Genomic DNA, 25,969 nt, shown 5'->3' with positions numbered 1-25,969 from the left:
GTAAAAGTAAAGGTACTTTTACAAGGAATTGCTTCCCATAAAGTAGAGGTAGAGAGAGTGAGAAGCCATGAGAAAAAAGTATCTTTTTTTATTTAGTTCTTTGCTAATTTTTACGGCTGTCGAAATAGAACCAATTCAAACATTGGCGACACCTATTTATAATCCCTTAGAACCAACGGAAGAAATTCAACCAAAACCAGAATCAATCACCCCTCAGGAAAAGTCAGAACCGGAACAACCTGCGCCAACCCCTCCGGAAGATCAAAAAACAACGGTTCCTTCTGAAGAAAAAAAGCCTTCACCCAAGAAAAAAGACAAACCTGTGGAGAAACCGGCAATGTCAAAAGAAAAAAAGAAACAAACAAAAGAAACAACGGCTCATCCCTTACAAGTGAATAAAGATTTTGTCTTTCCTAACGGACTTGGTGCAGGCGGCGATGAAGAATCTGAAAGCTATTTAGCAGCGGTTGGGTACTTTCTTTCAGGAAATGGATTGTATGGGAAAAAAATGGATGTGAGAGAAGTCTATGATATTGATGATGTTTTTAAATAAAGTGGATAAAAGAAAAATCGCCTTATTTCAGTTACTGGAAAATGCACCGATGTTAACAGAGTCAAAAGAAACCGTAATGCAGGAGTTAGAATTATCTGAATTTATCGTGAACAAAACGGTCGCTGAATTAAATGCCGATTTTATTGAATTTGGTTTATCAGAGGATTTTCAAATTGTGAGCGATGGTATTTTCTTAACTCTTAATGAATCAGGAACGGAAACTTCCGCTACCTTGATTGATTGCTATATTAAAGAGTCGTTACGTTTTGCTATGTTTCAAGATTTCTTTTTTCAGCGTTTTGATTCTGTGAATGAGTTTGCTTTAGAACACTTTGTTAGTCACACATTGGCTTATAAGGAGTTCAAGGAATTAAAGAAAATGCTGGAAAATTATCAAATTACAATTAATAAAGAATTTCACTTGGTGGGAAATGAAACCAATTTACGTGAAGTAACAACACTGGTTTTTTTACAATTATACCAACGTGATTTTTCATTGTACGGTAAAAAAGTTTTAGAGCAGATTCGGAACTTTGAGCTATTTTTTTCTGAGAAGGTTCATCTTAATCAGCGTGCGGGCTATGCACAAGCTAAATGTTTTCATTTTTTGGCGGTTTCTTTAGTACGAACGCAGCAACAATTTTATGTAGAGAAAAAAGTAGATTCGCAAGTGTTAAAACAATTAGCCGGTGACAATCAGCAGAATGTTTTCAATTGGTTAGAGAGTCTTCAAGTCCCAGAACCACAACGAACAAACGAAGGCAATTATTTACTCTTATTTTTAATTGCTGAAGAGTGGCTTCAAGTAGCTTCAGCAGCACTTTGCCAAAGATTTGCAGAAATTCAACAATTGAATCGTGACTTGTTAAGCTATTTAAAAATACAATTTCAGCTTTCCGAGGAAGTCCTGCGAGGTTTTGAACAAAAAGTAACAATCGTTCATTTTAAATTGTTCCATTTTCCAATAGAAGCAAACTATAGTTATCGCAAAATGGATATAACCTACTTTGCAGAAACGTATACAGAGTATTTTTCTGCTAGTCGACAATTTATTCAAGAACAAAAAACGAATCCCGCTGTTTGGGATGCCAGACAGTTTTTATTTTATCGGTATCTGTTGTTAATGGTGGATGCGTTACCATTGAAAAAAGTTTTGGCTCCGATTACATTGTGTGTCGACTTTTCCTTTGGTGAAGCCTATAATCGTATGATACAAAAAAACATTGAAAAAATTACGGAATGGAATATCATTTTCAAAGCACATGTAGATGAAAGTGTACAATTAATTTTATCGGATATTCATTTTGTCGATTGGCCTGAGATTACTCAAATTATTTGGCTAGCGCCACCACGTCCTATTGATTGGTCGCATTTTATTAAAACGCTGAGTGCACTAAGACCGCACTCGGGAGAAGAAAACAAGGTCGGGACAGCACCGCTTAGCTCCGAGAAATAAGAAGAAATTTCCGGAAATTGTTCTTTAATTTTTGGATCATTTCGGCTTATTTCCGAAGGAGCTGGTTCTGTTCCCGCCGTTTATCAGATTTTGAGCGTGAAGCAAAAATCCAAAGTGATTTTTGTACCACGCTTTTTCTTTTAGAATATAAAAATTAAAAATAATAAAAAAGTTGAAACTTTTTATGCTTGTGATTCGTCTATATAAGTGTACAGGAAAGGAGGTTCCAGAAATCGATGGTTTTCGATGGTTGGAAAAGAAAAAAACAAATTCGCGCGTTAGAAACGCTTGTGGATACCAAATATGAAAAAATGTATCGCATTGCCTTTAACTATACACATTCGAAAGAAGATGCCTTGGATGTGATTCAAGAAAGCTTTGAAAAGGCACTGAAGGCCATCCAAAAAGGACCAGATATTAATGATTTTGAAGCGTGGTTCTTTCGAATTCTGCTTTCTGTAGCGACAGATTATTGGCGTAAAAAGAAACGAGAAGCTGTTCATATTGAAAAAGATGAACATGTGTTAGCCCTTTTAAATAATCCCCAACGCAGTTTTTTAGAAATTGAAGAAATTATTAATCAATTAGATAGTCCCAATCGTGAAATTATTCTATTAAAATTTTTTGAAGGATTTACGCTAAAAGAAATTGCCTTGATCCTGGATATTAACGAAAACACGATTAAAACGAAGATGTACCGCAGTTTGAATGAACTCCGAAGTCTATTGAATTAGTAAAAGAAAGGAAGCGAAAAAATAATGGAAGATTTTGTAAAAAGTGTTGTTAAAAACTTTTCAAAAGAATACCGCCAACAACCGTTGCCAACGGATCTACAAGCGGAAGTCAAAGCGCGTTTTCATAAAGAGAAAAAGCGGTACACCTGGCTTCGTTTTAGAAACCGCTCACTGCAAAGTAGTTTAGTGGTGGCTTGTGGCTTTGTCTTATCAGTCAATTTGTTTCCAGGTTTTAGTGAAGCAGCCCGCAACATTCCTGTGTTAGATAAAATTGTTCAATTAGTCACCATCAAAACGTTGACAGCGAAAAAACAGGAAAGTGAAGTAAACATCGATGTCCCTAAAATCCAAACATCCCAAGAATCTTCAGTAGCCGACACGCTCAACAAAAAATACTTGAAAGAAGCCCAAACAGAATTTCAACAAGTCAAAGGGCAATTGTTTGATGGTTCTCGTGTTTCAGTCACTGGAGATTATGAAAAAGTTGTGGACGACCGTCGCTTCCTAGTGGTCAAACGAACCTTCACAGAAATTAAAGGCAGCTCTGCGACGACAACGAAATATGACACCATCGACAAACGAGCCAATGTTGTCGTTTCACTCCCCTTAATTTTTAAAAATGATTTTTACATTGATGTCATTAGTAGTGAAATTAAACAACAAATAGCAGACCAAATGAAGAACGATAGCAATAAAATATACTGGTCCGAAAAAGAGGATGCCCCCAGTGATGTTCAACCCTTCAAAAAAATTAAAAAGGACCAACCTTTCTATATCAATGAAAAACACCAATTAGTGATTGTGTTTCCTCAAGGAGAGATTGCGCCTTACTATATGGGCACCCCTGAATTTGTGATTCCTAATCAAGTCATTGAGAATGAATTGGCAGCGCCTAATTATTTAAAATAAACTCAGCAAAAAACACGCGACATTTCTTAAAACTGTCGCGTGTTTTTTGCTGACCTAACCAAGTCAGTTGCGGTTTTACTGAGAGAAGCGTACACTAGAATTAAGCATAACAAGAAAGGGCGAATGGCAATGGAAAAATCAGAAAAAATTAGTATTTTACAAGATGTGGTCAAAATTAAATCTGTAAATGGAAATGAAGAAGAAGTGGCAATCTATTTACAAAATCTTTTGAAAAAATATGAGATCCCTTCTGAACTTGTTTCTTATGCACCAAATCGTAGTAGTTTGGTTGCTTATTTAGGTGAAAACCGAGAAAAAGTCTTAGGGTTTAGTGGCCACATGGACGTGGTTTCTGAAGGGGACGAAAGTCAATGGACTTTCCCGCCATTTGCGGCCCATATTGAAGGAAATAAATTGTATGGCCGTGGCGCAACGGACATGAAAAGCGGCTTAGTCGCAATGGTTTTAGCAATGATTGAATTAAAAGAAAAGGAAGTTCCATTAAATGGAGCGGTTAAATTTTTAGGTACAGTTGGTGAAGAAGTCGGTGAGCTAGGTGCTGGCCAATTAACTGAAAAAGGCTATGCGGATGATTTAAGTGCCTTAGTCATTGGAGAACCAACCAATTATAACTTGATGTATGCGCACATGGGTTCAATTAACTATTCTGTTGTGTCACACGGAAAAGAAGCCCACAGTTCGATGCCAGAAGAAGGCATTAACGCGATTAATAATTTGAACGAATTTATTACAGAAGCAAACCAACAAATGGCGGAAGTCACAGCAAACTATGAAAATCCTGAATTGGGTCGAACGATTCACAATGTAACCGTCATTAAAGGTGGCACACAAGTGAACAGTATTCCAGGTCAAGCAGCCTTGCAAGGGAATATCCGTTCAATTCCAGAATTCAGCAACGACCAAGTCATTGCATTATTACAAAAAATTGTCGATGAATTGAACAAAAAAGAAAAACATCAGTTAGAATTAACGATTGATTACAATAAAATTCCTGTAAAAGCTGAGAAAGATTCTGCGTTAATTCAAGCCATTCAAGCCCAATTTGATCAACCATTACCATTAGTGACAAGCGCTGGGACCACAGACTTAGCTGAATTTACTAAATCAGACAATACATTTGATTGCGTTGTCTTTGGACCAGGTGTGACCACTACTGCACACCAAGTCGACGAATATGTCGAAATTGATAATTATTTAGATATGATTGATAAGTATCAAGCGATAGCAAAAAGTTATTTAAATTAAAAAAATGTCGCGCCTGAATCATAAGAATCAGGGGCGACATTTTTTATAAGGTTTATTCCACCACAGTCCATTCATTTAAGGTTTTGCCGTTCTCATCAACTAACTCTAACCAGCTGTTTGTTCCAGCAAAATAGAGAAACAAGCCGACTTCATTAACGCTTTTTAAGACGATATCTTCCGTTGTGACAAAGTTTTTAAATTGGCCCTTGCGTTCATCACGAAGTTTTTCACCAAATCTAGCGGAGAAACCGACAGACCCGTCTTTATTTAAAGGGGCTTCTGGCATCATTGTCGCGCCAGCTTTAATAAGCATTTCATTGCGCTTTTGCCAAAAAACAGTTGCTTTGCTTTGTCGAGTATCAATATAAAAAGGAATTTGGCTAACTTCTTTTGTCCATTTGTGGCGTGCTTTGGCTGGTCTGGCTTTCTTCGGCGCCGGTTTTTTAAACAGAGAGTAGCCAAAACGTTCCAAGATAAAGGTGACTGTTTCTTTATAGTTAGTCACTGTCGCTACCGCACTTTTCGGAATTTTGACTGTCGTTGGGGTTGCTTCCAATGTTAAACCACTTTCTTTCGCATCATCTAGGAAAGCTTGCGCTAAATAGGCAAGTTCTGTGTCCCAAGTCGGTTTCAACAAAATCGAGTGATCAAAAGAAACTTCTTTATATGTAGCTTTTTCTTCAGCAAGTCCTAAAGCAACTAGTTGGTTATCTCTTAGCAAGAAAAGAATCGCTGCTTCTTTTTTCGGTAATTTAGTTGTTTGTTCAATGATTAAGTGGGCCTGATCGGCTAAATCAATGAGTGTCTTTGTTTTTTTTAGATCAACGGTTAAATGTAAGTCCATGAAGTCTGCTCCTTTATCGTTAGTTTCTTCATTGTAACATGAAACAGTGTCTTCGTCTTTTAACGAGTCAGCAACCTTACAATATTGTTTGAAACAAAAAGAAGCTTTCATGGTATACTTACTCACATGCATAATTTTTAATGAGGAAAGTAGAGGAACAAGAATGAAAACACTTGGCAATATTTTATGGTTCATCTTTGGCGGCTTTTTTGGTGGCTTATCTTGGCTATTCGCAGGCGTGATTTGGTGCATTACAATCATTGGTATTCCGATTGGTTTACAATGTTTCAAATTAGCGGGATTGAGCTTTTGGCCGTTTAAAAAGCGAGTCGTGTATAGTGATAGCGGCGTATCTTTGGTGGTAAACATTATTTGGCTGATTATCAGTGGACTACCATTAGCAATTGGGCATTGTATTAGTGGCTTGTTGCTTTGTCTGACAATCATCGGTATTCCGTTTGGGCAACAATCCTTTAAATTGGCGAAATTAGCGTTAATGCCGTTTGGGGCCCGTGTTGTTTCAACAAATGATTTTTATTTTGAATAGTCAGAGGTTTCTCATTGACAAATAAAACGAAACAGCGTATTCTGTAAATGTAACAAATAACGTTACATTTAGTTTGGAGTGATTAGACATGGCCATGTCAACGAAATTAAGTGTTGCGATTCATATTTTAAGTTTGATTGAAACAGGTCCTCAAGAACAAGTGACTTCTGAATACATTGCTTCGAGCGTGAATACGAATCCAGTCGTTGTTCGACGACTAATGAGCCAGTTAAAAAAAGCCGGCTTGATTCATTCCATGCGTGGAGCCAATAAAAATACCTTATTAAAGAAACCAGAAGAGATCTCACTGTATGAAATTTATACAGCGGTTGAATTGGAACGAGAGATTTTCAATATTCATCAAAATCCTAATCCAAACTGTTCCGTTGGGGCAAATATCCAATCGGTACTAGAAACTGAATTTACTAAAGTGCAACAAAAAATGGAAGAAGAATTGAAAAGCATCACCTTAGCAGATGTGATTCATGAAATAGAAGTTAAGAGAGATAAGTAATCTCTCTACTTTTAAAGTGTCAAATGTAACTATTTTAGTTCTGTTTAAAAATGAAAGGATGATTTACATGAAAGTAGCAGTATTAGGAGCAACAGGAAAAGAAGGACAATTACTTTTAGCAGAAGCTAAACGTCGCGGGATGGACGTGACAGCCATCGTTCGTAATGCCTCAAAAATAACAGATGGCACACCGACCATTGAAAAAGATGTTTATCAATTAACAACAGAAGATATCCAAGCGTTTGATGTATTAATTAGTGCCTTAGGATTCCCTGATGTGCAAGATTTCCCCAAATCTACCCAGCATTTGATTGAGATTTTAACCAATCAAAAAACGCGCTTGTTTGTCGTTGGGGGCGCTGGAACCTTGTATGTGGACCCAGAACACACAACTCAATTAAAAGATACACCATCATTCCCAGCAGAAATTCAGCCATTAGCTTCGGCGATGGGCGAAGCTTTAAACTTATTGAAAGAAGCTCAAAACATTCACTGGACCTATATTAGTCCTGCAGCCATGTTTGATGCTGATGGTCCTGCGACAGGTCATTATGAAGTCGCTGGCGAAGAATTAACAACCAATAGTCAAGGTGACAGCTACATTAGTTACGCAGACTACGCCGTTGCCATGTTAGATGAAGTGGAAAGTAATACACACCCAAATCAACGAATTAGTGTGTATCAATAAAAGAAACAAGAAAAATGGGGCCTCCGTTAAAACAACGGAGACCCCATTTTCTTGTTTGATTAATTATTACTAATGTATTTACTGTTTGGGTGCTCGGTATCCTGCTGCTTCTGCTTCTTCAACAGTAGAGAACCAAGCTACTGGATTCGTAGTTCTATTATAATATCTACTTCCAGGTACATGATAAATTCCATTACGTGACCCTTTAATTAAGGCGTTACCGCTTGGTGCTTCCGCAGCAGCCGTCTCGACTTCCGCCGGCGCCTGTGCGGCTTGTTGCGCCTCTGCTTCAGCTTGCGCTTTTGCTGCCGCTTCGGCTTGTTCTTTTTGCGCTTTTTCAGCGGCTAGTTTCTGAGCTTCTGCTTCTTTTCGTTGTTTTTCTTTGTGGGCATCTAATTGAGTTTTAACAACGGCTACCCGTTTTGTTAAAGCTTGATTTGGGGAGTTTAAAGCGTCAATTTGTTTGATCGCTTCATTATAGTAAGCTTCATTGGTTGGTTCTTGTTCAGCTTTTTCAACAGCGGCAGTTGCACTGGCGACTAATTGTTCATTTTTTTCTTTTTCAGCGATAGCGGTTTGAACAGTCGTTAATCGTTGTTGAAATCCTTCTTTGCCAACTGGGGCAGCAGCTACTAATTTTTCAGCTGCTTGATAATCGCTTTTACTTTTAGATTTTTCAGCAGTTGTAACTGCTTCATCAACAGGTACTGCTTCTTTGATTTTTTCAAGGCGATCATTGTATTCCTCGTATTCTTGACTTAATGAAGATACTAAGGTTGCGGCTTCATCATAGTTTTTCTGAGAAGGTTGTTTTTCAGCGTAAGCTAAGGCTTTTTCTGTTTTGGCCAATTCTTGTTCAGAATCTGTGATGCTCGCAATAAATTCTTTTGATGGTGTGACTTCGACTGATTTTTCAACTTTGGTATCTTTCTTCTCAGCAACAAAGGTGATTTTTTGCGTTTTTTCATCGGACAGCTTTACTTTGTAAGCAAACGTTTTGTCTTTCGTTTTTACTTCCTTGCCATTGGCCGTTAGTTTGCTGTTGCCGTCGTATTCGCCTTTGATGGTGGCTGAGCCATTGGCATCGGTTTCAACACTCTCTGCATCAAGTGAAAGTGTCGGGGAAGAATCTGTCGTGGCAACCCCACCAATAAATAGAGCGGCACTTGCTAATGCGGCATAGCCATATTGTTTTTTCGGTTGTTTCTTAATTAATGCTTTGATAGTCAGTCCCCCGCTGACAAGTAACCCTAATAGACCCAAAAGTCCTAATACTACACTCATTCATTTCTCTCCTTTCGATATAACGTTATTATACAATGTATTGTGAGAAAATGAACATTTTTTTCGTAATAATTAATAAATTTCCTGATAAAAAAATTATTTCCTGAAGCTCAAATTCTTTTGTAAAAATTTTGTTGTGCTAAAATGGAAAGTGAGTTTAACTACGTATGTTATTAGAGAAGGGGAAATCAATGAAAGCAGAAATCATTGCAGTCGGAACAGAGTTATTACTGGGACAAGTAGTGAATACCAACGCAACCTTTTTATCAGAAGAGTTAGCTGCGCTAGGCATCGATGTTTACTATCAGACCGTTGTTGGTGATAACGGCGGCCGCTTAGAAACGCTACTAACAGAAGCAGAACAAAGAAGTGATTTAATTGTCCTTTGTGGAGGGCTAGGACCTACAGAAGACGATTTAACCAAGCAAGTTGTCGCACAACATCTCCATAAATCATTAGTAGAAGATCAAGAAGGATTGAACCGCTTACACCAGTTTTTCCAACAGTCTAAGCGGCCAATGACGGAAAATAATCTACGACAAGTGTTAGCCATTGAAGGTGGACAAGTTCTTCAAAACCCGACAGGATTAGCGGTTGGTTCTTTCGTAACAGAAGGGACAACAAGCTATTTGCTCTTACCAGGGCCGCCCAATGAATTAATTCCGATGTTCCAACAAGCGGCACGACCTTTATTGATTGATGCGTTTCCACAAGAAGAACAATTGATTTCAAGAGTCTTGCGTTTTTATGGCATTGGTGAATCACAGCTGGTGACCGAGATTCAAACGTTGATTGCGCATCAAACGAATCCAACCATTGCGCCTTATGCTAAGCCTAATGAAGTGACACTTCGTTTAACAGTTAAAACAAAAGACTTAGTAGCTGGCGAAGAATTATTAACAGCGACGGAAGAAAAGGTTTTAGCTAAAGTGGGAGACTATTTTTATGGGTATGGGGATGACAATAGTTTAGCCAAGGTAACAGTGGATTTGTTATTACAAAACGGACAAACCGTCACGGCTGCTGAGAGTCTCACCTCTGGCCTATTCCAAAGTACACTGGGGGAAATTGCGGGTGCTTCGAAGATTTTTAAGGGAGGCTTCGTGACGTATTCGCAAGAAACAAAAGAGAACTTTTTAGGAATTTCTCATGAACTTTTAGAAGAACATGGCACGGTAAGTGAAGCGTGTGCCAAAGAAATGGCAGAGAAAGCGCGTCAGTTAGCTAAATCTAACTATGGTTTATCATTTACTGGGGTCGCTGGTGACCCAATCGAAGGTCAACCGACAGGCACTGTTTGGATTGGGCTGGCGGAAGAAGGCCAACCAACCGTTGCAGAATGTTTCCATTTTAACCGTGACCGAAATTATATTAGACAGAGTGCGGTTATGCGAGGGTTAGATCTTTTGCGGCGCCGAATCATTAATAAAAAATAAATATGCGAATGTTTGTTCGGTTTTTTCTTGCTTTTTTGGTACAAAAGAGATATGATAGACCTACTAACAGGAAATGAAAAATAAGTTTATATAAATTAAAGGAGGATTATCCATTGGCAGATGATCGTAAAGTGGCTTTAGATGCCGCACTGAAAAAAATTGAAAAGAACTTTGGGAAAGGCTCTATTATGAAATTAGGCGAAAAAGCTGATCAAAAAATTTCAACTATCCCTAGTGGTTCTTTAGCGTTAGATGTTGCATTGGGCGTAGGTGGGTATCCACGTGGCCGAATTATTGAAGTATATGGTCCTGAGAGTTCAGGTAAAACAACTGTTTCTTTACACGCAATTGCAGAAGTGCAACGAAATGGTGGAACAGCCGCTTTTATCGATGCTGAGCATGCATTGGATCCTCAATATGCGGAGAAACTAGGCGTTAACATTGATGAATTACTTTTATCTCAACCAGATACGGGTGAGCAAGGCTTAGAGATTGCCGATGCCTTAGTTTCAAGTGGTGCGATTGACATCGTTGTCATCGACTCGGTTGCTGCGTTAGTTCCTCGTGCAGAGATTGATGGTGAGATGGGAGCGAGCCATGTCGGCTTACAAGCTCGACTAATGTCTCAAGCACTACGTAAATTATCAGGCTCAATTAATAAGACAAAAACAATTGCTATTTTCATTAACCAAATTCGTGAAAAAGTTGGCGTGATGTTCGGAAATCCTGAAACAACTCCTGGTGGACGTGCATTGAAATTCTACGCAACGGTTCGTCTAGAAGTCCGTCGTGCAGAGCAGTTAAAACAAGGAACAGACATCGTCGGTAACCGCACAAAAATTAAAGTCGTTAAAAACAAAGTGGCGCCACCATTTAAAGTGGCAGAAGTTGATATCATGTATGGTCAAGGGATTTCCCAAGAAGGCGAATTACTAGATATGGCTGTGGAAAAAGACCTTATCAGTAAAAGTGGTGCTTGGTATGGCTACAAAGAAGAACGAATTGGCCAAGGCCGTGAAAATGCCAAACAATACATGGCGGATCATCCTGAAATGATGGCAGAAGTGTCTAAATTGGTCCGTGATGCATATGGCATCGGTGACGGTTCAACCATTACAGAAGAAGCAGAAGGTCAAGAAGAATTACCCTTAGATGAATAAATAACGAGTGAATACGACTCGTTAAGAAGAAAGACAACACTTACTGAACAGGACAGGTGTTGTCTTTTTTTGTTTCCTAAGGATAGGAAAAATATTTATTTGTAAGCGAATACAAGTTTTTTCTATAATTAAGACACAAAAAAGAAAGTGGTGGAGAAAATGAAAAATATTTTACTAATTTGTGGTTCGGGTGCATCAAGTGGATTCATGGCTGCAGCGATTAGAAAAGCTGCTAAAAAAAGACAGATTGAAGTGACAGTTAAAGCGACAAGTGAATCTCAACTGGATGAACGTATAAATGAAATTGATTGTTTGTTAATTGGACCACATTTAGCTTATATGTTAAATGATATTCAAGAGCAAATGGCTGAGAAAAAAGTGAAGGCTATGATTATTCCACAAGCTATTTATGGAACCTTAGATGGAGAAAAAGCCTTAGACCTAATAATGACAATGGAGGAATGAGTGAATGAAAAAAATTATGGATTTTATGACGAACTCTTTCGCGCCGAAAGTGAATAAAGTAGTTAAAAATCCTTGGATTTCTGCTATACAGGATGCAATTATGGCGGCTCTTCCATTGGTTTTTGTAGGTTCGTTAGTTACAGTGGTCTCTTTGTTAAAAAATCTCTTTCCAAGCATGCCAGATTTTTCAATGATTAGTAATTTTTCTTTTGGAATGTTTGGGTTAATCGTTTCGTTTATGATTCCTTATTATTTGATGGAGAAGAAAGGTCATAGCGGACAAAAATTAATAGCAGGTGCTACTAGCATTGTTTTGTTTATGATGTTGCTCTTTCCAACGTTATCTGAGAAAGGTGAAATTACCTTTATTCTTTCAAGGTTTGGTGCAACAGGGATGTTTTTAGCGATGATTACAGGCCTTTTTGTTAGTCTTGTGATGCATTTGGCTGCCAAAAAATCTTTTTTTGATGAAGATACACCAATTCCCGATTTTGTGGTTGGTTGGTTTAATAGTCTGCTGCCAATTACCTTTATCTTGTTTGTCGGTTGGTTGATCACTATTCAATTTAGGATTGATTTTTTTGATATCGTTATTCTAATTTTCAGTCCATTAGCAAATATTGTGCAATCATATCCGGGGTTTGTTTTATCTGTGTTTATTCCAGTCTTTCTTTATACATTTGGAATCTCTGGTTGGGTGATGATGCCTGTAATCTATCCTGTTTATATGGCTGGTTTAGCTGCAAATGCAGAAGCTGTAGCGAATGGTGGTCATGCAGTGAATATTGCGACACAAGAAACGTGTTACGCTTTTTCATCGATGGGCGGGATTGGTGCAACATTGTCCTTGTCTGTCATGATGGTTTTACTTAGCAAATCTGCACAACTAAAAGCAATTGGCAAAGCCGTGTTGATTCCTTCAATTTTTAATATCAACGAGCCACTAGTTTTCGGTGCGCCAATTGCCTTTAATCCATACTTGATGATTCCTATGTGGATTAATGCACTCGTTGTTCCATCAATTGCCTACGCTACGATGTATTGGGGATTCGTCAATATTCCTACGCAAAGCTTTTTATTATGGTATATGCCATATCCATTTACCTCTTATTTAGCGACACAAGATATTCGAGCGGTTGTTGTTTGCGTGCTTATTTTTGTCATTACATGGCTGGTATTCTTGCCATTTTTCAAAGCATATGATCAATCACTGCTTAAGCAAGAAAAAGAAGTGCAAAAAGAAGTAATTATTTAAGGTTAAAGGAGAGGTTATTATGGAAGAAAATGAGCAGTTAAATCAGTTATCAATGAATATTTTAATTCATGCAGGAAATGCGAGAGACCATCTAGTTCAAGCGTTAGAAAAATTAGAAGAGACTTCGTATGAGCAGGCACAAAAGGAGTTAATAGAGGCACGGAAAGAAGTCGTTTTAGCACATGGCATACAGACAGATACGTTACAATTAGAAGCTTCAGGAGAACAAATTCGTTACTCGACGCTGTTTTGTCATGCACAAGATACCTTAATGACGGCTCAAAGTGAAATTTTAATTGGTGAGCATTTAGTGAAGCTTTTTAAAAAGTTTAGTCAACAATTATGTCAGGAGGAAAAATAATGTTTAAAGATTATCAGATGCCAAAGGATTTTTTATGGGGTGGCGCAATTGCCGCAAATCAAGCAGAAGGAGCGTTTCAAGTAGATGGTAAAGGCATCAGTTTAGCGGATGTACACAAATACTATCCAGATAAAACAAATGCAGAAATCAGCCAAGAACAAATAAAAGGCATGTCTGTAGCAGACATTCAAGCGAATCTAGCAGATACTGATGGCTACTATCCTAAACGTCATGGGATTGATTTTTATCATACTTATCCAGAAGATTTAGCATTGCTTAAAGAATTAGGTTTCAAAACATTCCGAACTTCTATTGATTGGACGCGGATTTTTCCAACAGGGGAAGAAGAAACACCAAACGAAGCGGGCTTGGCTTATTATGATCGATTAATCGACAAAATCATTGAATTAGGGATGGAACCAATCATCACTATTCTACATTATGAAACTCCGATTGAAATTTCATTGAAATATGGTGGTTGGAACAATCGAAAAGTTATTGATTTATTTGTAAAATATGGCAAAGTCCTTTTGGAACGTTACAAAGAAAAAGTAAAATATTGGATTGTCATTAATCAAATTAATCTGATTCAATTTGAACCGTTTAACTCAACAGCAATTCCTTATGATACAGTGGATAATTATGAAGAAGCAAGTTTTCAAGCGATTCACCATCAGTTTATCGCAAGTGCACAATTAGTTGCGTACGCTAAAAAAATTAATCCTCAAATGCAAATGGGAACAATGGTTGCCGACTGTACTGCCTACCCTTTTTCGTGTAAGCCAGATGACGTCATTTTAGCCATGAAGCGAAATCGAATGGAATACTTTTATACAGATGTTCAATTTCGTGGTGAGTACCCGCAATATGCGTTGAACTATTTTGAAGAACACGGAATTGAGATAGATATTACACTTGAAGATCAACAAATGCTAAAAGAAAATACAATGGATTATTTAGCAATTTCTTATTATTATTCACAGATGGTTGATTCAGAAAAAAATTCAATGAATCCAGCATCTGTCACGCCAAATCCAACACTGAAAGTCAATCCTTGGGGCTGGGCAGTAGACCCTCAGGGATTATACAACTCACTTTCTCAATATTGGGATCGTTATGGGAAACCGATAATTATAGCGGAAAATGGGTTTGGTATGTATGATAAAGTGACAGATGGTCAAATCCATGATGATTATCGAATTTCTTATTTATCTGAACACATCCAACAAATGAAAAAAGCCATGTATGATGGCGTAGATGTGATTGCTTATTGTGCTTGGGGACCGATTGATATCATTAGTTGTTCTTCAGCGCAAATGGAAAAACGATATGGGTTTGTTTATGTTGATTTAGATAATGAAGGGAAGGGAACAGGAAAACGTATGAAAAAAGATAGCTTTACTTGGTATCAAAAAGTGATTGCAACCAATGGTGAAGAAATCTAGATTAATTGAAGAAGTTGATTATTGTTTTAATAAAAAGCAATCGTCTTCTTCTTTTCTTTTAAAGGGATGTGGGAAGGTTGGAAAGTAAGCAAAGAGAGATAATACTTTTTTTAGAAAGTCAGCAACATCATTGGGTGACAGCCAAAGAGTTAGCAGAATTTTGTGGTTGTACAACAAGAACGATTCGCAACCGTGTCGCAAAAATCAATGAAGCCTACCCAGAAGCTATTTTGTCTAGTCAACGGGGCTATCGTAGAAATGATCAAATTTCGATTTTACAGGAAACGCCCAGTAAGGAACGAAAAGCTAGAATTTTTCTTGAACTATTAAAACATTCCTCTGAAGGAGTGAACCTGTACGATTTAGCTGATTGTTTATACATTTCTGAATCAACCGCCAAAAATGACCTTCAACAATTAAAAGAAGAGTTAGCAAATCAACAAACAACGATTTGTTTTAAAGGAGCGAATATTTGGTTAACAGGAACAGAACGCGCTAAACGGCAATACATGGTTTCATTATTATATGCAGAAAGTGATTTTCAAGAAAAATTGACCCGTAGTGTACGGGAAATGATTGGCTATATTTCGTTAGAAGAGTTAGAGGAAATGATTCAACAAACTTTTTTTAATTATGAAAGAAGGTTAAACCAGTATGTCTTGAACAATATTGTTTTACATTATGCGATTAGCATTGAGCGTATCCGACAAGGCCACACCTTGTTAACGAAACCAAAATTAGCAGAAAATCACTCAGAAGAATATCAAATGGCCAAAGAAATTGCCCTACGTTTAGAAGAAACTTACGACATTCTATTCTCGAAAGAAGAGTTAGCGCAACTTTCGTTATTATTTGTAGGAATTCAAAAAGAACACACAGTGAATAGTGAAAAAACACAATTACAACAGATTGTGAATCCGAAAATTATTGAAGTGTTAGAAGAAGTTTTACAAAAGGTTGAGCAAATCTATTTTATTCAATTGAAAAACAAAGAGTTTTTCAATAAATTAGCAATTCATTTACAGGGACTATATGATCGTTCAAATGTTGAAGCTTTTACAAGGAATAGTCGTTTATGGGACTTAAAGACAGGCTATCCTTTGATTTATGACATTTCTGTTTACATTTCCTCCTTTATTCAAGAACGTTTAAATATTTGGTTTACAGAAGATGAGATTTCTTTTATCGCTTTACATCTTGGCTCATTTTTGGAAAGTCAGCGAACAGAACAGCAACCATTTCTCCTTTTACTAGTGGTGGAAGATTATCATAATATGCGTGAAGTGCTTCAGAAAAAACTTCAAGAACATTTTGGGAACCAAATAAATATAAAAGTCGTTCGTCAGACCAATATTGATCAGAAAAAATTTGATTTGCTAGTCACTACTAATCGTAGGTTAGCCACAAAATATGAAGGAGCAATCTTTATTCATCCCTTTATTACAACAAAAGAACTGCGGAAAATTGAAAATCGAATGTATCTTTTAAAAGGACAAAAGCGAAAGCGGCAGATGGAGATAAGAACAGATCAGTTCATTGCTAAGGAGTTATATTTTAGCCAGATTGATCCAGCAGATTTAACCCCTGAAATGTTACTTGATCAAATGATTCAACGAATGAGAATACAAAAATATTGTTCGAGTGATTTTAAAAAAAGTGTGAAAAAACGAGAACAGCTTTCTCCAACAAGTTTTCCATCAGGTATCGCTGTCCCCCATGCTATTGATCGGACAGCAGAGAAAAGTGGTATTTCAATCATGACCTTACAAGAGCCGATTCGGTGGGCCAATTATGAGGTGAAGTTGGTGGCTTTAGTAGCAATTCGTCAAGAAGACGCACCAATCTTTGATGACTTTTTTGAAAAATTTATTGAAATCATGTCCGAACCCATCCACATCAAGCAGCTTAGTCAAACGGCAGACTATGCGGCGTTTGTTCTAAAATTTAAACAATTCGTGACGGCGGAAACCTAAAAATGTGACGTTGTCTAATATTTGCTGCCCTTTCCAAAAGAAAGGGCTTTTTTAAGTTGACACCTTTCGCGACAAACATTAGAATAAAATTGTGTGTATGCACAAATATGCAAGTAGGCATATTGATAATTGATTTTAGTTTATCAAAAAACTACAAGATATGAATTAACAAAAAGATAGTATGGAGGTGGAAATATGGTTTTAAATATTCTCCTCGCTATCGTCGGTTTGATTGTCGGTCTTGGTTTAGGATTTGTTATTGCAAAGTCACGTCATGATAAAGCAATAAATGGTGCAAAAATTTCAGCGTCGAGTATTCTCGAGAACGCTCGGAAAGAATCAGAAACACTGAAAAAAGAAGCATTGCTAGAAGCTAAGGAAGAGAACCAGAAGTATCGTTCAGAAATTGAAAGTGAGTTGAAAGAAAGCAGATTAGAACTTAAATCTCAAGAAAATCGTTTAATCCAACGGGAACAAACGTTGGATCGTAAAGATGACTCTCTTGAAAAACGTGAAGGCTCACTGGAAGAAAAAGAAGAGAAACTTGGTGCTAGACAGCAATTAATTGATGAGCGAGAAAAAGAAGTAGAAAACTTAATTAATCAGCAACATCAAGAATTAGAACGAATTGCTTCCCTTTCAAAAGAAGAAGCAAAATCGATTATTATGAAGTCAACAGAAGAAGAGTTGAATCATGAACTAACCTTGATGGTCAAGGAGTCAGAACAACGTGCCAAAGAAGAATCTGATCGCAAAGCGAAGAACTTGCTTTCCCTAGCAATTCAACGTTGCGCCGCCGATTCTGTTTCTGAAACAACTGTTTCCGTGGTCACTTTACCAAATGATGAGATGAAAGGTCGCATTATTGGTCGTGAAGGACGTAATATTCGTACATTGGAAACATTAACAGGGATTGACTTAATCATTGATGATACGCCAGAAGCGGTTGTGTTATCCGGATTTGATCCAATCAGACGAGAAATCGCTCGAATGACCTTGGAAAAATTAATCCAAGATGGTCGGATTCATCCCGCTCGTATCGAAGAAATGGTAGAAAAATCACGTAAAGAAATGGATGAACGGATTCGTGAATACGGAGAACAAGCAGCCTTTGAAGTAGGTGCTCATACGTTACATCCTGATTTAATTAAAATTTTAGGCCGTTTACGTTTCAGAACAAGTTATGGTCAAAATGTCTTGAACCACTCAATCGAAGTAGCAAAACTGGCTGGCGTTTTAGCCGCCGAATTAGGCGAAGATGTTCAATTAGCCAAACGTGCAGGGTTACTACATGATATTGGGAAAGCATTAGATCATGAAATTGAAGGCTCTCACGTTGAGATTGGCGCAGAATTAGCTGCGAAATATAAAGAAAATTCAGTAGTTATTAATGCCATTGCCTCGCATCATGGTGATGTGGAAGCAACCTCAGTTATTTCTGTTTTAGTGGCAGCCGCAGATGCGTTATCTGCAGCCCGTCCAGGTGCACGTAGTGAATCGTTAGAAAACTACATTCGCCGCTTAGAAAACTTAGAAAATATTTCTAATAGTTTTGAAGGCGTTGATTCAAGTTTTGCTGTTCAAGCAGGACGTGAAGTTCGTGTCATGGTGAAACCAGAAGAAATTTCTGATTTAGAATCTGTTCGTTTAGTTCGAGACATTCGGAAGAAAATTGAAGATGACTTGGATTATCCAGGACATATCAAAGTAACGGTTATCCGTGAAACACGTGCCGTTGACTATGCGAAATAAAATAAAAAGCGAATAAGTATCGCGTGTAGTGTCTCAACGAACAATTGCAAGGATTGTTCGTTGAGACACTTTTTTTAATCTTTTAAAACCAAAACTTTCTTTTCAAAGCGAAAACAACTATAATAAACAAGAGATGTTAAAAAGAGAAGAGGAACCTTTTTGCGTATATTATTTATAGGAGATGTTGTCGGTTCTTTAGGAAGAGAAGCCTTAGCAACGTATGTCCCTAAATTAAAGAAGAAATATCGTCCACAAGTGACCATTGCCAATGGTGAAAATGCGGCATCTGGTCGGGGAATTACTGGCAAGATTTATAAGAAATTTTTGCAAGATGGTGTCGATGTTGTTACGATGGGTAACCATACGTGGGACAACAAGGATATCTTTGAATTCATTGATGATGCGAAGAAAATGGTTCGTCCAGCGAACTTTCCAGAAGATGTGCCTGGTCAAGGAATGGTTTTTGTGAAAGTCAATCAATTGGAACTAGCGGTGATTAATTTACAGGCCCGCACATTTATGGTGCCATTGGAAGATCCTTTCAAGAAAGCCGCCGAGCTAGTGGCTATCGCTCGCAAACGAACACCGCTCATTTTTGTGGATTTTCATGGCGAAACGACGAGTGAAAAACAAGCCATGAGCTGGTTTTTAGATGGCCAAGTTTCAGCCGTTGTTGGAACACATACGCATGTTCAAACAAATGATGCTCGGATTTTACCGAAAGGGACAGCCTTCTTAAGTGATGTCGGTATGACCGGACCTTATGATGGGATTCTAGGAATGAAGCGTGAACCGATTATTGAGAAGTTTATGACAGCATTGCCGAAGCGCTTTGAGGTAGTCGAAACAGGGCGGACAATTTTATCTGCCTGTATTTTAGAGATTGATGACCAAACGGGCCAAGCGAAGATGATTGAGCCGATTCAGATTAGCGAAGATCGCCCGTTTCAAGAATAATAGAAGAAAAGTTAATCTCGGATCATTAAGAGGTTAACTTTTTCTGCTCTTATAGAAAAAGTGCCGGTGAAAGATGAAGGTGAAAAAAATGGAGCCGTTGAATTTAGATGCACAAAGTAATAAAGAATTAGAAAAATTGTTACATTTAATTGGACAAGATGAAGTCATTCAGCGCTACCAAGCGATTGAAGAAAAGGTAAAGAAAAACAAAAAGCTGACAGAATTAGTGGAAGAAATTAAAGCTGCGCAAAAAGATGCGGTTCAATTTGCTCACTATGGCAAACCAACTGCTGAAAAAGAAGCCATTCAACGAGCTGATGCGAAAACAAAAGAATTTGATGAGCACCCACTCGTTGTAGCCTACCGCGAACAACTGATCGAAGCCAATGACTTAGTCCAACATGTCACGGCGCTCATTCAATACCGCGTGAACGAAGAGCTAGAGAAGGAAGGGAATTAAATGCCACAAAAGACAAAAAATACACCCATGATGGAACAATATTTGTCCATTAAGGCCCAATACAAGGATGCGTTTTTATTTTATCGCTTAGGTGATTTTTATGAATTATTTTATGAAGATGCTATCAATGCAGCGCAAATCTTAGAATTGACGTTAACCAGTCGTAACCGCAATGCGGATGATCCGATTCCTATGTGTGGAGTTCCTTATCATGCCGCGCAAGGCTACATTGATACGTTGATTGAGCAAGGCTATAAAGTAGCGATTTGTGAGCAAGTGGAAGATCCAAAGACTACCAAGGGCATGGTCAAACGAGAAGTGGTCCAGTTGGTAACGCCAGGAACGGTGATGAATAGTAAAGGCTTGGAAGCCAAAGACAATAATTACTTAACCGCTGTGCTAACAGATGGTAATCATTTCGGTTTTGCCTATGTAGATTTGAGTACAGGCGAATTAAAAACAGCAGTCTTGGCTGATGAAGAGGGCGTTTTAAACGAAGCTTCTGCGTTGCAAACAAAAGAAATGGTCCTAGGTTCAGGGATTCCTGAATCGTTAAAAGAGAACTTAAGTTTACGTTTAAACATCATCTTTTCGACACAAGAAACGGTGGAAGAAAATGCCGAGTTTAGTTTTTTAACCAATGAACTGATTAATCCATTAGAAATTGAAATTACAGGCAAGTTATTATCTTATTTATCTGTTACCCAAAAGCGGAGCTTGTCCCATATTCAGAAAGCTGTGGAATATCAGCCAGATCATTTCTTGAAAATGGATCATTATTCTAAATTCAATTTAGAATTGAGTCAGTCGATTCGAACAGGACAGAAAAAAGGGACTCTTTTGTGGCTATTAGATGAAACGAAAACAGCTATGGGCGGCCGTTTGTTGAAACAATGGTTGGATCGTCCGCTAATTCAGGAACGTCAAATTAAGGCGCGTCAAGAAATGGTGCAATCCTTATTAAATGCCTATTTTGAACGCTTAGATTTGCAAGCAGCATTGACGAACGTTTATGATTTAGAGCGGTTGGCAGGACGCGTGGCATTCGGCAGTGTGAATGGGCGTGATTTAATTCAATTACGGACCTCTTTAGAACAAGTACCAACGATTCGACAGTTAATTGTCGGGATCAATCAAGGGGAATGGGATGATTTGTTAGTCGACTTAAACCCCGTTGAAGATTTAGTGGCATTGATTGCGACGGCGATTAATGAAGAAGCCCCTTTACAAATTACTGAAGGAAATGTTATTAAAGACGGCTATAACGACCAATTAGATGAATACCGTGATGCCATGCGCAATGGTAAGCAATGGTTAGCGGAGTTAGAAGCGAAAGAACGCCAAGAAACAGGGATTAAAAACTTGAAGATTGGCTACAATCGTGTCTTTGGTTATTTCATTGAAATCACTAAGTCAAATTTAGCGAATTTAGAAGAAGGAAAATACGAGCGGAAGCAAACATTAGCTAATGCGGAGCGCTTTATTACGCCCAAACTAAAAGAACTAGAGCGTTTAATCTTAGAAGCCGAAGAAAAATCAGTTGAACTAGAATATCAATTGTTCTTGGCCGTGAGAGAACAAGTGAAAACGAATATTGATCGATTGCAAACACTGGCTAAAACCATTAGTGCGGTTGATGTTTTACAATCTTTTGCAACAATTAGTGAACGGTATCAATACGTTCGACCAACGTTAAGAAGTAACACGAAAAATTTGGCGATTGTCGAAGGACGACACCCAGTCGTGGAAAAAGTTTTAGGGCATCAAGAATACATTCCAAACAGTATCCGCATGAACCCAGAAACAGATATTCTCTTGATTACTGGACCAAACATGTCAGGGAAAAGTACCTACATGCGTCAATTGGCTTTGACGGTGGTCATGGCGCAAATTGGCTGTTTTGTACCAGCGGAAAGTGCTGAAATGCCGATTTTCGATCAAATTTTTACACGGATTGGGGCCTCTGATGACCTAATTGCAGGGCAAAGTACCTTTATGGTAGAAATGATGGAAGCCAACCAAGCACTGCGGCATGCCACGCCTAACAGCCTAATTTTATTTGATGAATTAGGACGCGGCACGGCAACCTATGATGGAATGGCGCTAGCGCAAGCCATCATTGAATATATCCATCGTGAAGTACAAGCCAAAACGCTATTCTCTACACATTATCATGAACTAACTGTTCTAGATGAAACCTTAAAAGGCTTGAAGAATATTCACGTGGGCGCTGTCGAAAAAGATGGCGAAGTGGTCTTTCTTCATAAAATGATGGAAGGACCTGCTGATAAGAGCTATGGGATACATGTTGCTAAAATCGCTGGTTTACCAAGCTCGCTTTTAGAACGAGCAGCCACCATTTTATCCGCTTTAGAAGCGGAAGAAACAACGATTCCAAGTTCAGTTCATCATGAAGAAGTTTCAGAAGTCCATGAAGAAACCGAGCAACTTTCATTATTTAAAGAAGTTTCAACAGAAGAATTAAGTGTCATTGACACATTGAAGAAAATGAATCTATTAGAAATGACACCACTAGATGCGTTAAACATGCTTCATCAATTGCAAAAACGTATCTAATTAGGAACCGAACCGGTTAGGAGGTCGTGAAATGGGGAAAATTCAAGAACTATCCGAACAACTAGCCAACCAGATTGCTGCTGGTGAAGTTGTTGAACGTCCCGCTTCTGTCGTCAAAGAATTGGTGGAAAATGCACTGGATGCAGGAAGCACCCAAATTGATATTTTTATTGAAGAAGCTGGCTTGAAAACCATTCAAATTATTGATAATGGTGAAGGAATTGCCAAAGAAGATGTACTGAATGCCTTCAAACGCCATGCCACAAGCAAAATTCATACGAGAGATGATTTGTTCCGAATTCGCAGCTTGGGGTTCCGAGGCGAAGCCTTACCAAGTATTGCCTCAGTTTCTGAAATGATTGTCGAAACTGCCACAGCTGAGGAAGAAGAAGGCAGCTATGTGATTCTAAAAGGGGGCAAGGTCGAAGAAAACCGACCAGCAGCCCTCCGTAAAGGCACAAAAATGACCGTTTCTAATTTATTTTATAATACGCCTGCTCGTTTGAAATACGTCAAAACGATCCAAACGGAATTGGCCAATATCGGTGACATTGTCAATCGTCTGGCGTTAAGTCACCCTAAAGTCGCTTTTCGCTTAGTTCATGACGGCCACAAAATGATGAGTACAACAGGCAATGGTGATTTAAAACAAACGATTGCGGGGATTTATGGCATTAGCACCGCAAAGAAAATGTTGAAAATTGAAGGAAAAGACCTTGATTTTACTTTGACAGGGTATGTCTCATTGCCAGAAGTCACACGGGCCAGTCGCAACTATTTATCAACGATTATCAATGGTCGTTATATTAAAAATTTCGCGTTAAATAAAGCAATTGTAGCCGGCTATGGTTCGAAACTAATGGTGGGGCGTTTTCCAATTGCTGTGTTAGAAATTGAAATGGATCCGCTGTTAGTCGATGTCAATGTCCATCCTACTAAGCAAGAAGTTCGTTTAAGTAAAGAAAAAGATTTAATGGCATTAATTGAACAGGCGATTCAAGAAGTGTTGAGCCAAGAACAGTTGATTCCCAATGCGGCAGACAATTTGCGTTTTAAAAAGAAACTACCGCCAGAACCTAAAGCCGAACAAATGGAAATTCCTCTATCGACTGAACAACCTGCGGTAAAACAACGACCGGGCAGCTTAAGCTATAATCCTGCAACGGGTCGCTTCTATGCGGAACATGCGACAGACGAAACACCAGTCTCAAGCGCCCCTGAAACTGTCAACCAGACAGAAAGAGCAGTGGATCCAATGGACGACCCATTTGCGCCGCCAGTGCCAGAATCAACGAGTGTAGCGGAAGAAACGTCAGCTTACGAAACCTCTTCGGCAGCTGCTGATTCCGCAAATCATTGGGAAACAGCTAGTAATGAGCAACAGGTAATAGCCGAAGAAACGAAAATAACTGAAGTGCCTGATTCAGAACCTTCTCTGCGTTCATCAGAGGCTGCTGACGAGGTTTTCCAAGAAGAAATGAAACTTCACCCGGAATTCGATGCCAATAGCGCTGCGAGCCAAAGAGAACTGAAACAAGCCCTGAACAAGTTGGAAGAAGAACGACCGACAGAACGTTTTCCTGAGCTAGAATACTTCGGTCAAATGCACGGAACTTATTTATTCGCACAAAGCAAAGATGGTCTGTTTATTATCGACCAACACGCTGCCCAAGAACGAATTAAATACGAGTACTTCCGTGAAAAAATTGGCGAAGTCAGTGATGATTTACAAGAACTATTGGTACCAATCGTTATTGATTATCCAAATAGCGATGCCTTGAAAATTAAAGAGCAGAAAGAAACCCTTGCGGAAGTCGGCATCCATTTGGAAGACTTTGGACAAAATAGTTTCATTGTGCGGGAGCACCCAACTTGGTATCCTGCAGGCGAAGAGGAAAGCATTGTTCGCGAGATGATTGACATGTTGCTAACAACTGGCTCGGTCAGCGTGAAAAAATTCCGTGAAGCAACTGCCATTATGATGAGCTGTAAGCGATCCATCAAAGCCAATCATTACCTCAATGAGCAACAAGCACGCGTGCTATTAAAAGATTTAGCCTTGTGCGAAAATCCGTTTAATTGTCCGCATGGACGTCCGGTGCTGATTCATTTTACGAATTCAGATATGGAACGAATGTTTAAACGCATTCAAGACCCCCATTAAAAAGAAACGAGGCGTCATCAATTTATGCAAATTATTTTAGCATCCCAATCTCCTCGCCGTCAGGAGTTATTAAAGCGTGTGGTTCCAACTTTTACGATTGCACCAGCCGATATCGATGAAACTGTTGGCAAAGACGGCTTACCAGCAGAATATGTGGCGCAAATGGCTGCCCAAAAAGCAGCGGCTATAGCAGAGCAATCCCCCGAAGCACTAGTCATTGGCTGCGATACAATTGTGGCATTGGCGGGAGAAATCCTCGGCAAACCGACTTCTCGGGAAGACGGCTATCGCATGTTGCGCCTCCTAAGTGGCAAAACACATGACGTGTATACAAGTGTGACGTTGAAACAAGGGGAAAAAGAGCGTTCCGCGACAGTTCATTCAACCGTGACGTTTTATCCACTGACAGACACGGAAATCCATGCGTACTTAGATACCGCAGAATATGCCGACAAAGCAGGCGCTTATGGTATCCAAGGACAAGGAGCATTACTAATTGAAGCAATCGCCGGCGATTATTACGCCATTATGGGCTTACCAATTGCCAAAGTAGCCCGACTGCTAAAAGAATTCAACTAATAAAAGATAGTCCTTTTCATTCGTCAAAAAGAGAAAGGACTGTCTTTTACTATGCAAACTATTAGGTGCCTGTTTGGCAAACGTGGTATCATTGAACCCAATAAATTGAACAGAAGAAAAGGAGTGGACAGAATGACAAAACCAACAGAAGAAGAATTAAAACAAACCTTGACGGATCTTCAATATGCCGTCACACAAGAAAACGCAACAGAACGCCCTTTTTCAGGAGAATATGATGACTTTTACCAAGACGGAATCTATGTAGACATTGTTAGTGGCGAACCGTTGTTTAGCTCCCTGGACAAATACGATGCTGGTTGCGGCTGGCCATCCTTTACCAAACCAATTGAAAAACGTGGCGTCAAAGAAAAAGCTGATTTTAGTCACGGCATGCACCGAGTAGAAGTTCGCAGTCAAGAAGCGGATTCACATTTAGGGCATGTTTTCACTGATGGCCCACTCCAAGAAGGCGGCTTGCGTTATTGCATTAATGCGGCAGCTTTGAGATTTGTGCCAGTGGCAGATTTAGAAAAAGAAGGCTATGGCGAGTACCTTTCTTTATTCAAATAATCCTCATTTTTTAGACAAAT

General features: G+C 38.7%; 24 protein-coding genes. 22 read left to right on the top strand and 2 right to left on the bottom strand.

The features are described 5' to 3' along the window. Nucleotides 1-67 precede the first annotated feature (67 nt). The 5 genes from IGJ41_RS12970 (at nucleotide 68) to IGJ41_RS12950 (ending at nucleotide 4,918) form a co-directional block, all read left to right on the top strand. A complete protein-coding gene (locus IGJ41_RS12970) occupies nucleotides 68-553 on the top strand; it encodes a hypothetical protein (RefSeq protein WP_002354843.1) in 486 nt (161 codons plus the stop codon). Beyond that, the gene (locus IGJ41_RS12965; RefSeq protein ID WP_173963705.1) at nucleotides 528-2,009 is read left to right on the top strand and encodes a helix-turn-helix domain-containing protein; all 1,482 of its coding nucleotides are present in this window, start codon (nucleotides 528-530) and stop codon (nucleotides 2,007-2,009) included. Before IGJ41_RS12970 ends, IGJ41_RS12965 begins: the two co-directional genes overlap by 26 nt. Before the next feature lie 236 nt (nucleotides 2,010-2,245). Next, on the top strand, nucleotides 2,246-2,743 hold the full coding sequence (locus IGJ41_RS12960; protein ID WP_010820335.1) for an RNA polymerase sigma factor: 498 nt from the start codon (nucleotides 2,246-2,248) through the stop codon (nucleotides 2,741-2,743). Between the two features lie 24 nt (nucleotides 2,744-2,767). After that, complete coding sequence (locus IGJ41_RS12955; RefSeq protein ID WP_002365402.1) at nucleotides 2,768-3,652, top strand: RsiV family protein; 885 nt, start codon at nucleotides 2,768-2,770, stop codon at nucleotides 3,650-3,652. Between the two features lie 129 nt (nucleotides 3,653-3,781). After that, complete coding sequence (locus tag IGJ41_RS12950; RefSeq protein WP_002367472.1) at nucleotides 3,782-4,918, top strand: ArgE/DapE family deacylase; 1,137 nt, start codon at nucleotides 3,782-3,784, stop codon at nucleotides 4,916-4,918. 52 nt (nucleotides 4,919-4,970) lie between these two features. Here the strand turns inward: IGJ41_RS12950 and IGJ41_RS12945 are convergent, their stop codons facing one another. Next, nucleotides 4,971-5,762, bottom strand: a complete 792-nt coding sequence (locus IGJ41_RS12945; RefSeq protein WP_002372754.1) for a hypothetical protein — start codon at nucleotides 5,760-5,762, stop codon at nucleotides 4,971-4,973. Between the two features lie 163 nt (nucleotides 5,763-5,925). Here IGJ41_RS12945 and IGJ41_RS12940 point away from each other — a divergent pair, with 163 nt between their 5' ends. The 3 genes from IGJ41_RS12940 to IGJ41_RS12930 all read left to right on the top strand — a co-directional run bounded on the left by IGJ41_RS12940 (nucleotide 5,926) and on the right by IGJ41_RS12930 (nucleotide 7,511). Further along, the gene (locus IGJ41_RS12940; protein ID WP_002358999.1) at nucleotides 5,926-6,309 is read left to right on the top strand and encodes a YccF domain-containing protein; all 384 of its coding nucleotides are present in this window, start codon (nucleotides 5,926-5,928) and stop codon (nucleotides 6,307-6,309) included. An 88-nt stretch (nucleotides 6,310-6,397) separates the two neighbouring features. Further along, the gene (locus tag IGJ41_RS12935) at nucleotides 6,398-6,823 is read left to right on the top strand and encodes an Rrf2 family transcriptional regulator (RefSeq protein ID WP_002383201.1); all 426 of its coding nucleotides are present in this window, start codon (nucleotides 6,398-6,400) and stop codon (nucleotides 6,821-6,823) included. 58 nt (nucleotides 6,824-6,881) lie between these two features. After that, a complete protein-coding gene (locus IGJ41_RS12930; protein ID WP_173963706.1) occupies nucleotides 6,882-7,511 on the top strand; it encodes an NAD(P)-dependent oxidoreductase in 630 nt (209 codons plus the stop codon). 78 nt (nucleotides 7,512-7,589) lie between these two features. Here the strand turns inward: IGJ41_RS12930 and IGJ41_RS12925 are convergent, their stop codons facing one another. Next, nucleotides 7,590-8,795: a sunset domain-containing protein gene (locus tag IGJ41_RS12925; protein ID WP_002359001.1), complete on the bottom strand. Its 1,206-nt coding sequence runs from the start codon at nucleotides 8,793-8,795 to the stop codon at nucleotides 7,590-7,592. A 191-nt stretch (nucleotides 8,796-8,986) separates the two neighbouring features. On the opposite strand from IGJ41_RS12925, the gene IGJ41_RS12920 reads away from it, so the two are divergent. The 14 genes from IGJ41_RS12920 to msrB all read left to right on the top strand — a co-directional run bounded on the left by IGJ41_RS12920 (nucleotide 8,987) and on the right by msrB (nucleotide 25,949). Beyond that, nucleotides 8,987-10,231, top strand: a complete 1,245-nt coding sequence (locus IGJ41_RS12920) for a competence/damage-inducible protein A (RefSeq protein ID WP_104855652.1) — start codon at nucleotides 8,987-8,989, stop codon at nucleotides 10,229-10,231. Between the two features lie 113 nt (nucleotides 10,232-10,344). Then, on the top strand, nucleotides 10,345-11,391 hold the full coding sequence (gene recA / locus IGJ41_RS12915) for a recombinase RecA (RefSeq protein ID WP_002354860.1): 1,047 nt from the start codon (nucleotides 10,345-10,347) through the stop codon (nucleotides 11,389-11,391). Nucleotides 11,392-11,550: 159 nt separating this feature from the next. Further along, nucleotides 11,551-11,856 (top strand): hypothetical protein, encoded by a 306-nt coding sequence (locus tag IGJ41_RS12910; RefSeq protein WP_010715477.1) that lies wholly within the window; start codon nucleotides 11,551-11,553, stop codon nucleotides 11,854-11,856. A gap of 4 nt (nucleotides 11,857-11,860) precedes the next feature. Next, nucleotides 11,861-13,111, top strand: a complete 1,251-nt coding sequence (locus IGJ41_RS12905; protein ID WP_002383206.1) for a PTS sugar transporter subunit IIC — start codon at nucleotides 11,861-11,863, stop codon at nucleotides 13,109-13,111. A 19-nt stretch (nucleotides 13,112-13,130) separates the two neighbouring features. Beyond that, a complete protein-coding gene (locus tag IGJ41_RS12900) occupies nucleotides 13,131-13,472 on the top strand; it encodes a PTS lactose/cellobiose transporter subunit IIA (protein WP_002359005.1) in 342 nt (113 codons plus the stop codon). Then, the gene (locus IGJ41_RS12895) at nucleotides 13,454-14,917 is read left to right on the top strand and encodes a glycoside hydrolase family 1 protein (RefSeq protein ID WP_219259713.1); all 1,464 of its coding nucleotides are present in this window, start codon (nucleotides 13,454-13,456) and stop codon (nucleotides 14,915-14,917) included. Before IGJ41_RS12900 ends, IGJ41_RS12895 begins: the two co-directional genes overlap by 19 nt. 68 nt (nucleotides 14,918-14,985) lie before the next feature. After that, a complete protein-coding gene (locus IGJ41_RS12890; RefSeq protein WP_002383208.1) occupies nucleotides 14,986-16,890 on the top strand; it encodes a BglG family transcription antiterminator in 1,905 nt (634 codons plus the stop codon). A 195-nt stretch (nucleotides 16,891-17,085) separates the two neighbouring features. Continuing rightward, on the top strand, nucleotides 17,086-18,642 hold the full coding sequence (gene rny / locus IGJ41_RS12885) for a ribonuclease Y (RefSeq protein ID WP_002354863.1): 1,557 nt from the start codon (nucleotides 17,086-17,088) through the stop codon (nucleotides 18,640-18,642). Nucleotides 18,643-18,801: 159 nt separating this feature from the next. Beyond that, nucleotides 18,802-19,599, top strand: coding sequence for a TIGR00282 family metallophosphoesterase (locus tag IGJ41_RS12880; protein ID WP_002354864.1), 798 nt, complete (start codon nucleotides 18,802-18,804; stop codon nucleotides 19,597-19,599). 73 nt (nucleotides 19,600-19,672) lie between these two features. Next, the gene (locus tag IGJ41_RS12875) at nucleotides 19,673-20,059 is read left to right on the top strand and encodes a RicAFT regulatory complex protein RicA family protein (RefSeq protein WP_002359008.1); all 387 of its coding nucleotides are present in this window, start codon (nucleotides 19,673-19,675) and stop codon (nucleotides 20,057-20,059) included. Then, nucleotides 20,060-22,636 (top strand): DNA mismatch repair protein MutS, encoded by a 2,577-nt coding sequence (mutS, locus tag IGJ41_RS12870; protein WP_438714552.1) that lies wholly within the window; start codon nucleotides 20,060-20,062, stop codon nucleotides 22,634-22,636. A gap of 31 nt (nucleotides 22,637-22,667) precedes the next feature. Beyond that, nucleotides 22,668-24,800, top strand: coding sequence for a DNA mismatch repair endonuclease MutL (gene mutL / locus IGJ41_RS12865; RefSeq protein ID WP_033625549.1), 2,133 nt, complete (start codon nucleotides 22,668-22,670; stop codon nucleotides 24,798-24,800). 24 nt (nucleotides 24,801-24,824) lie between these two features. Next, nucleotides 24,825-25,379 (top strand): Maf family protein, encoded by a 555-nt coding sequence (locus tag IGJ41_RS12860; RefSeq protein ID WP_002354869.1) that lies wholly within the window; start codon nucleotides 24,825-24,827, stop codon nucleotides 25,377-25,379. Nucleotides 25,380-25,511: 132 nt separating this feature from the next. Continuing rightward, nucleotides 25,512-25,949, top strand: coding sequence for a peptide-methionine (R)-S-oxide reductase MsrB (gene msrB, locus IGJ41_RS12855; RefSeq protein ID WP_002354871.1), 438 nt, complete (start codon nucleotides 25,512-25,514; stop codon nucleotides 25,947-25,949). Nucleotides 25,950-25,969 lie beyond the last annotated feature (20 nt).

The sequence above is a fragment of the Enterococcus sp. DIV1537a genome, from assembly GCF_051712085.1.
GTDB classification, from domain to species: domain Bacteria; phylum Bacillota; class Bacilli; order Lactobacillales; family Enterococcaceae; genus Enterococcus; species Enterococcus faecalis.
This window is presented reverse-complemented; position numbering and strand designations above follow the sequence as displayed.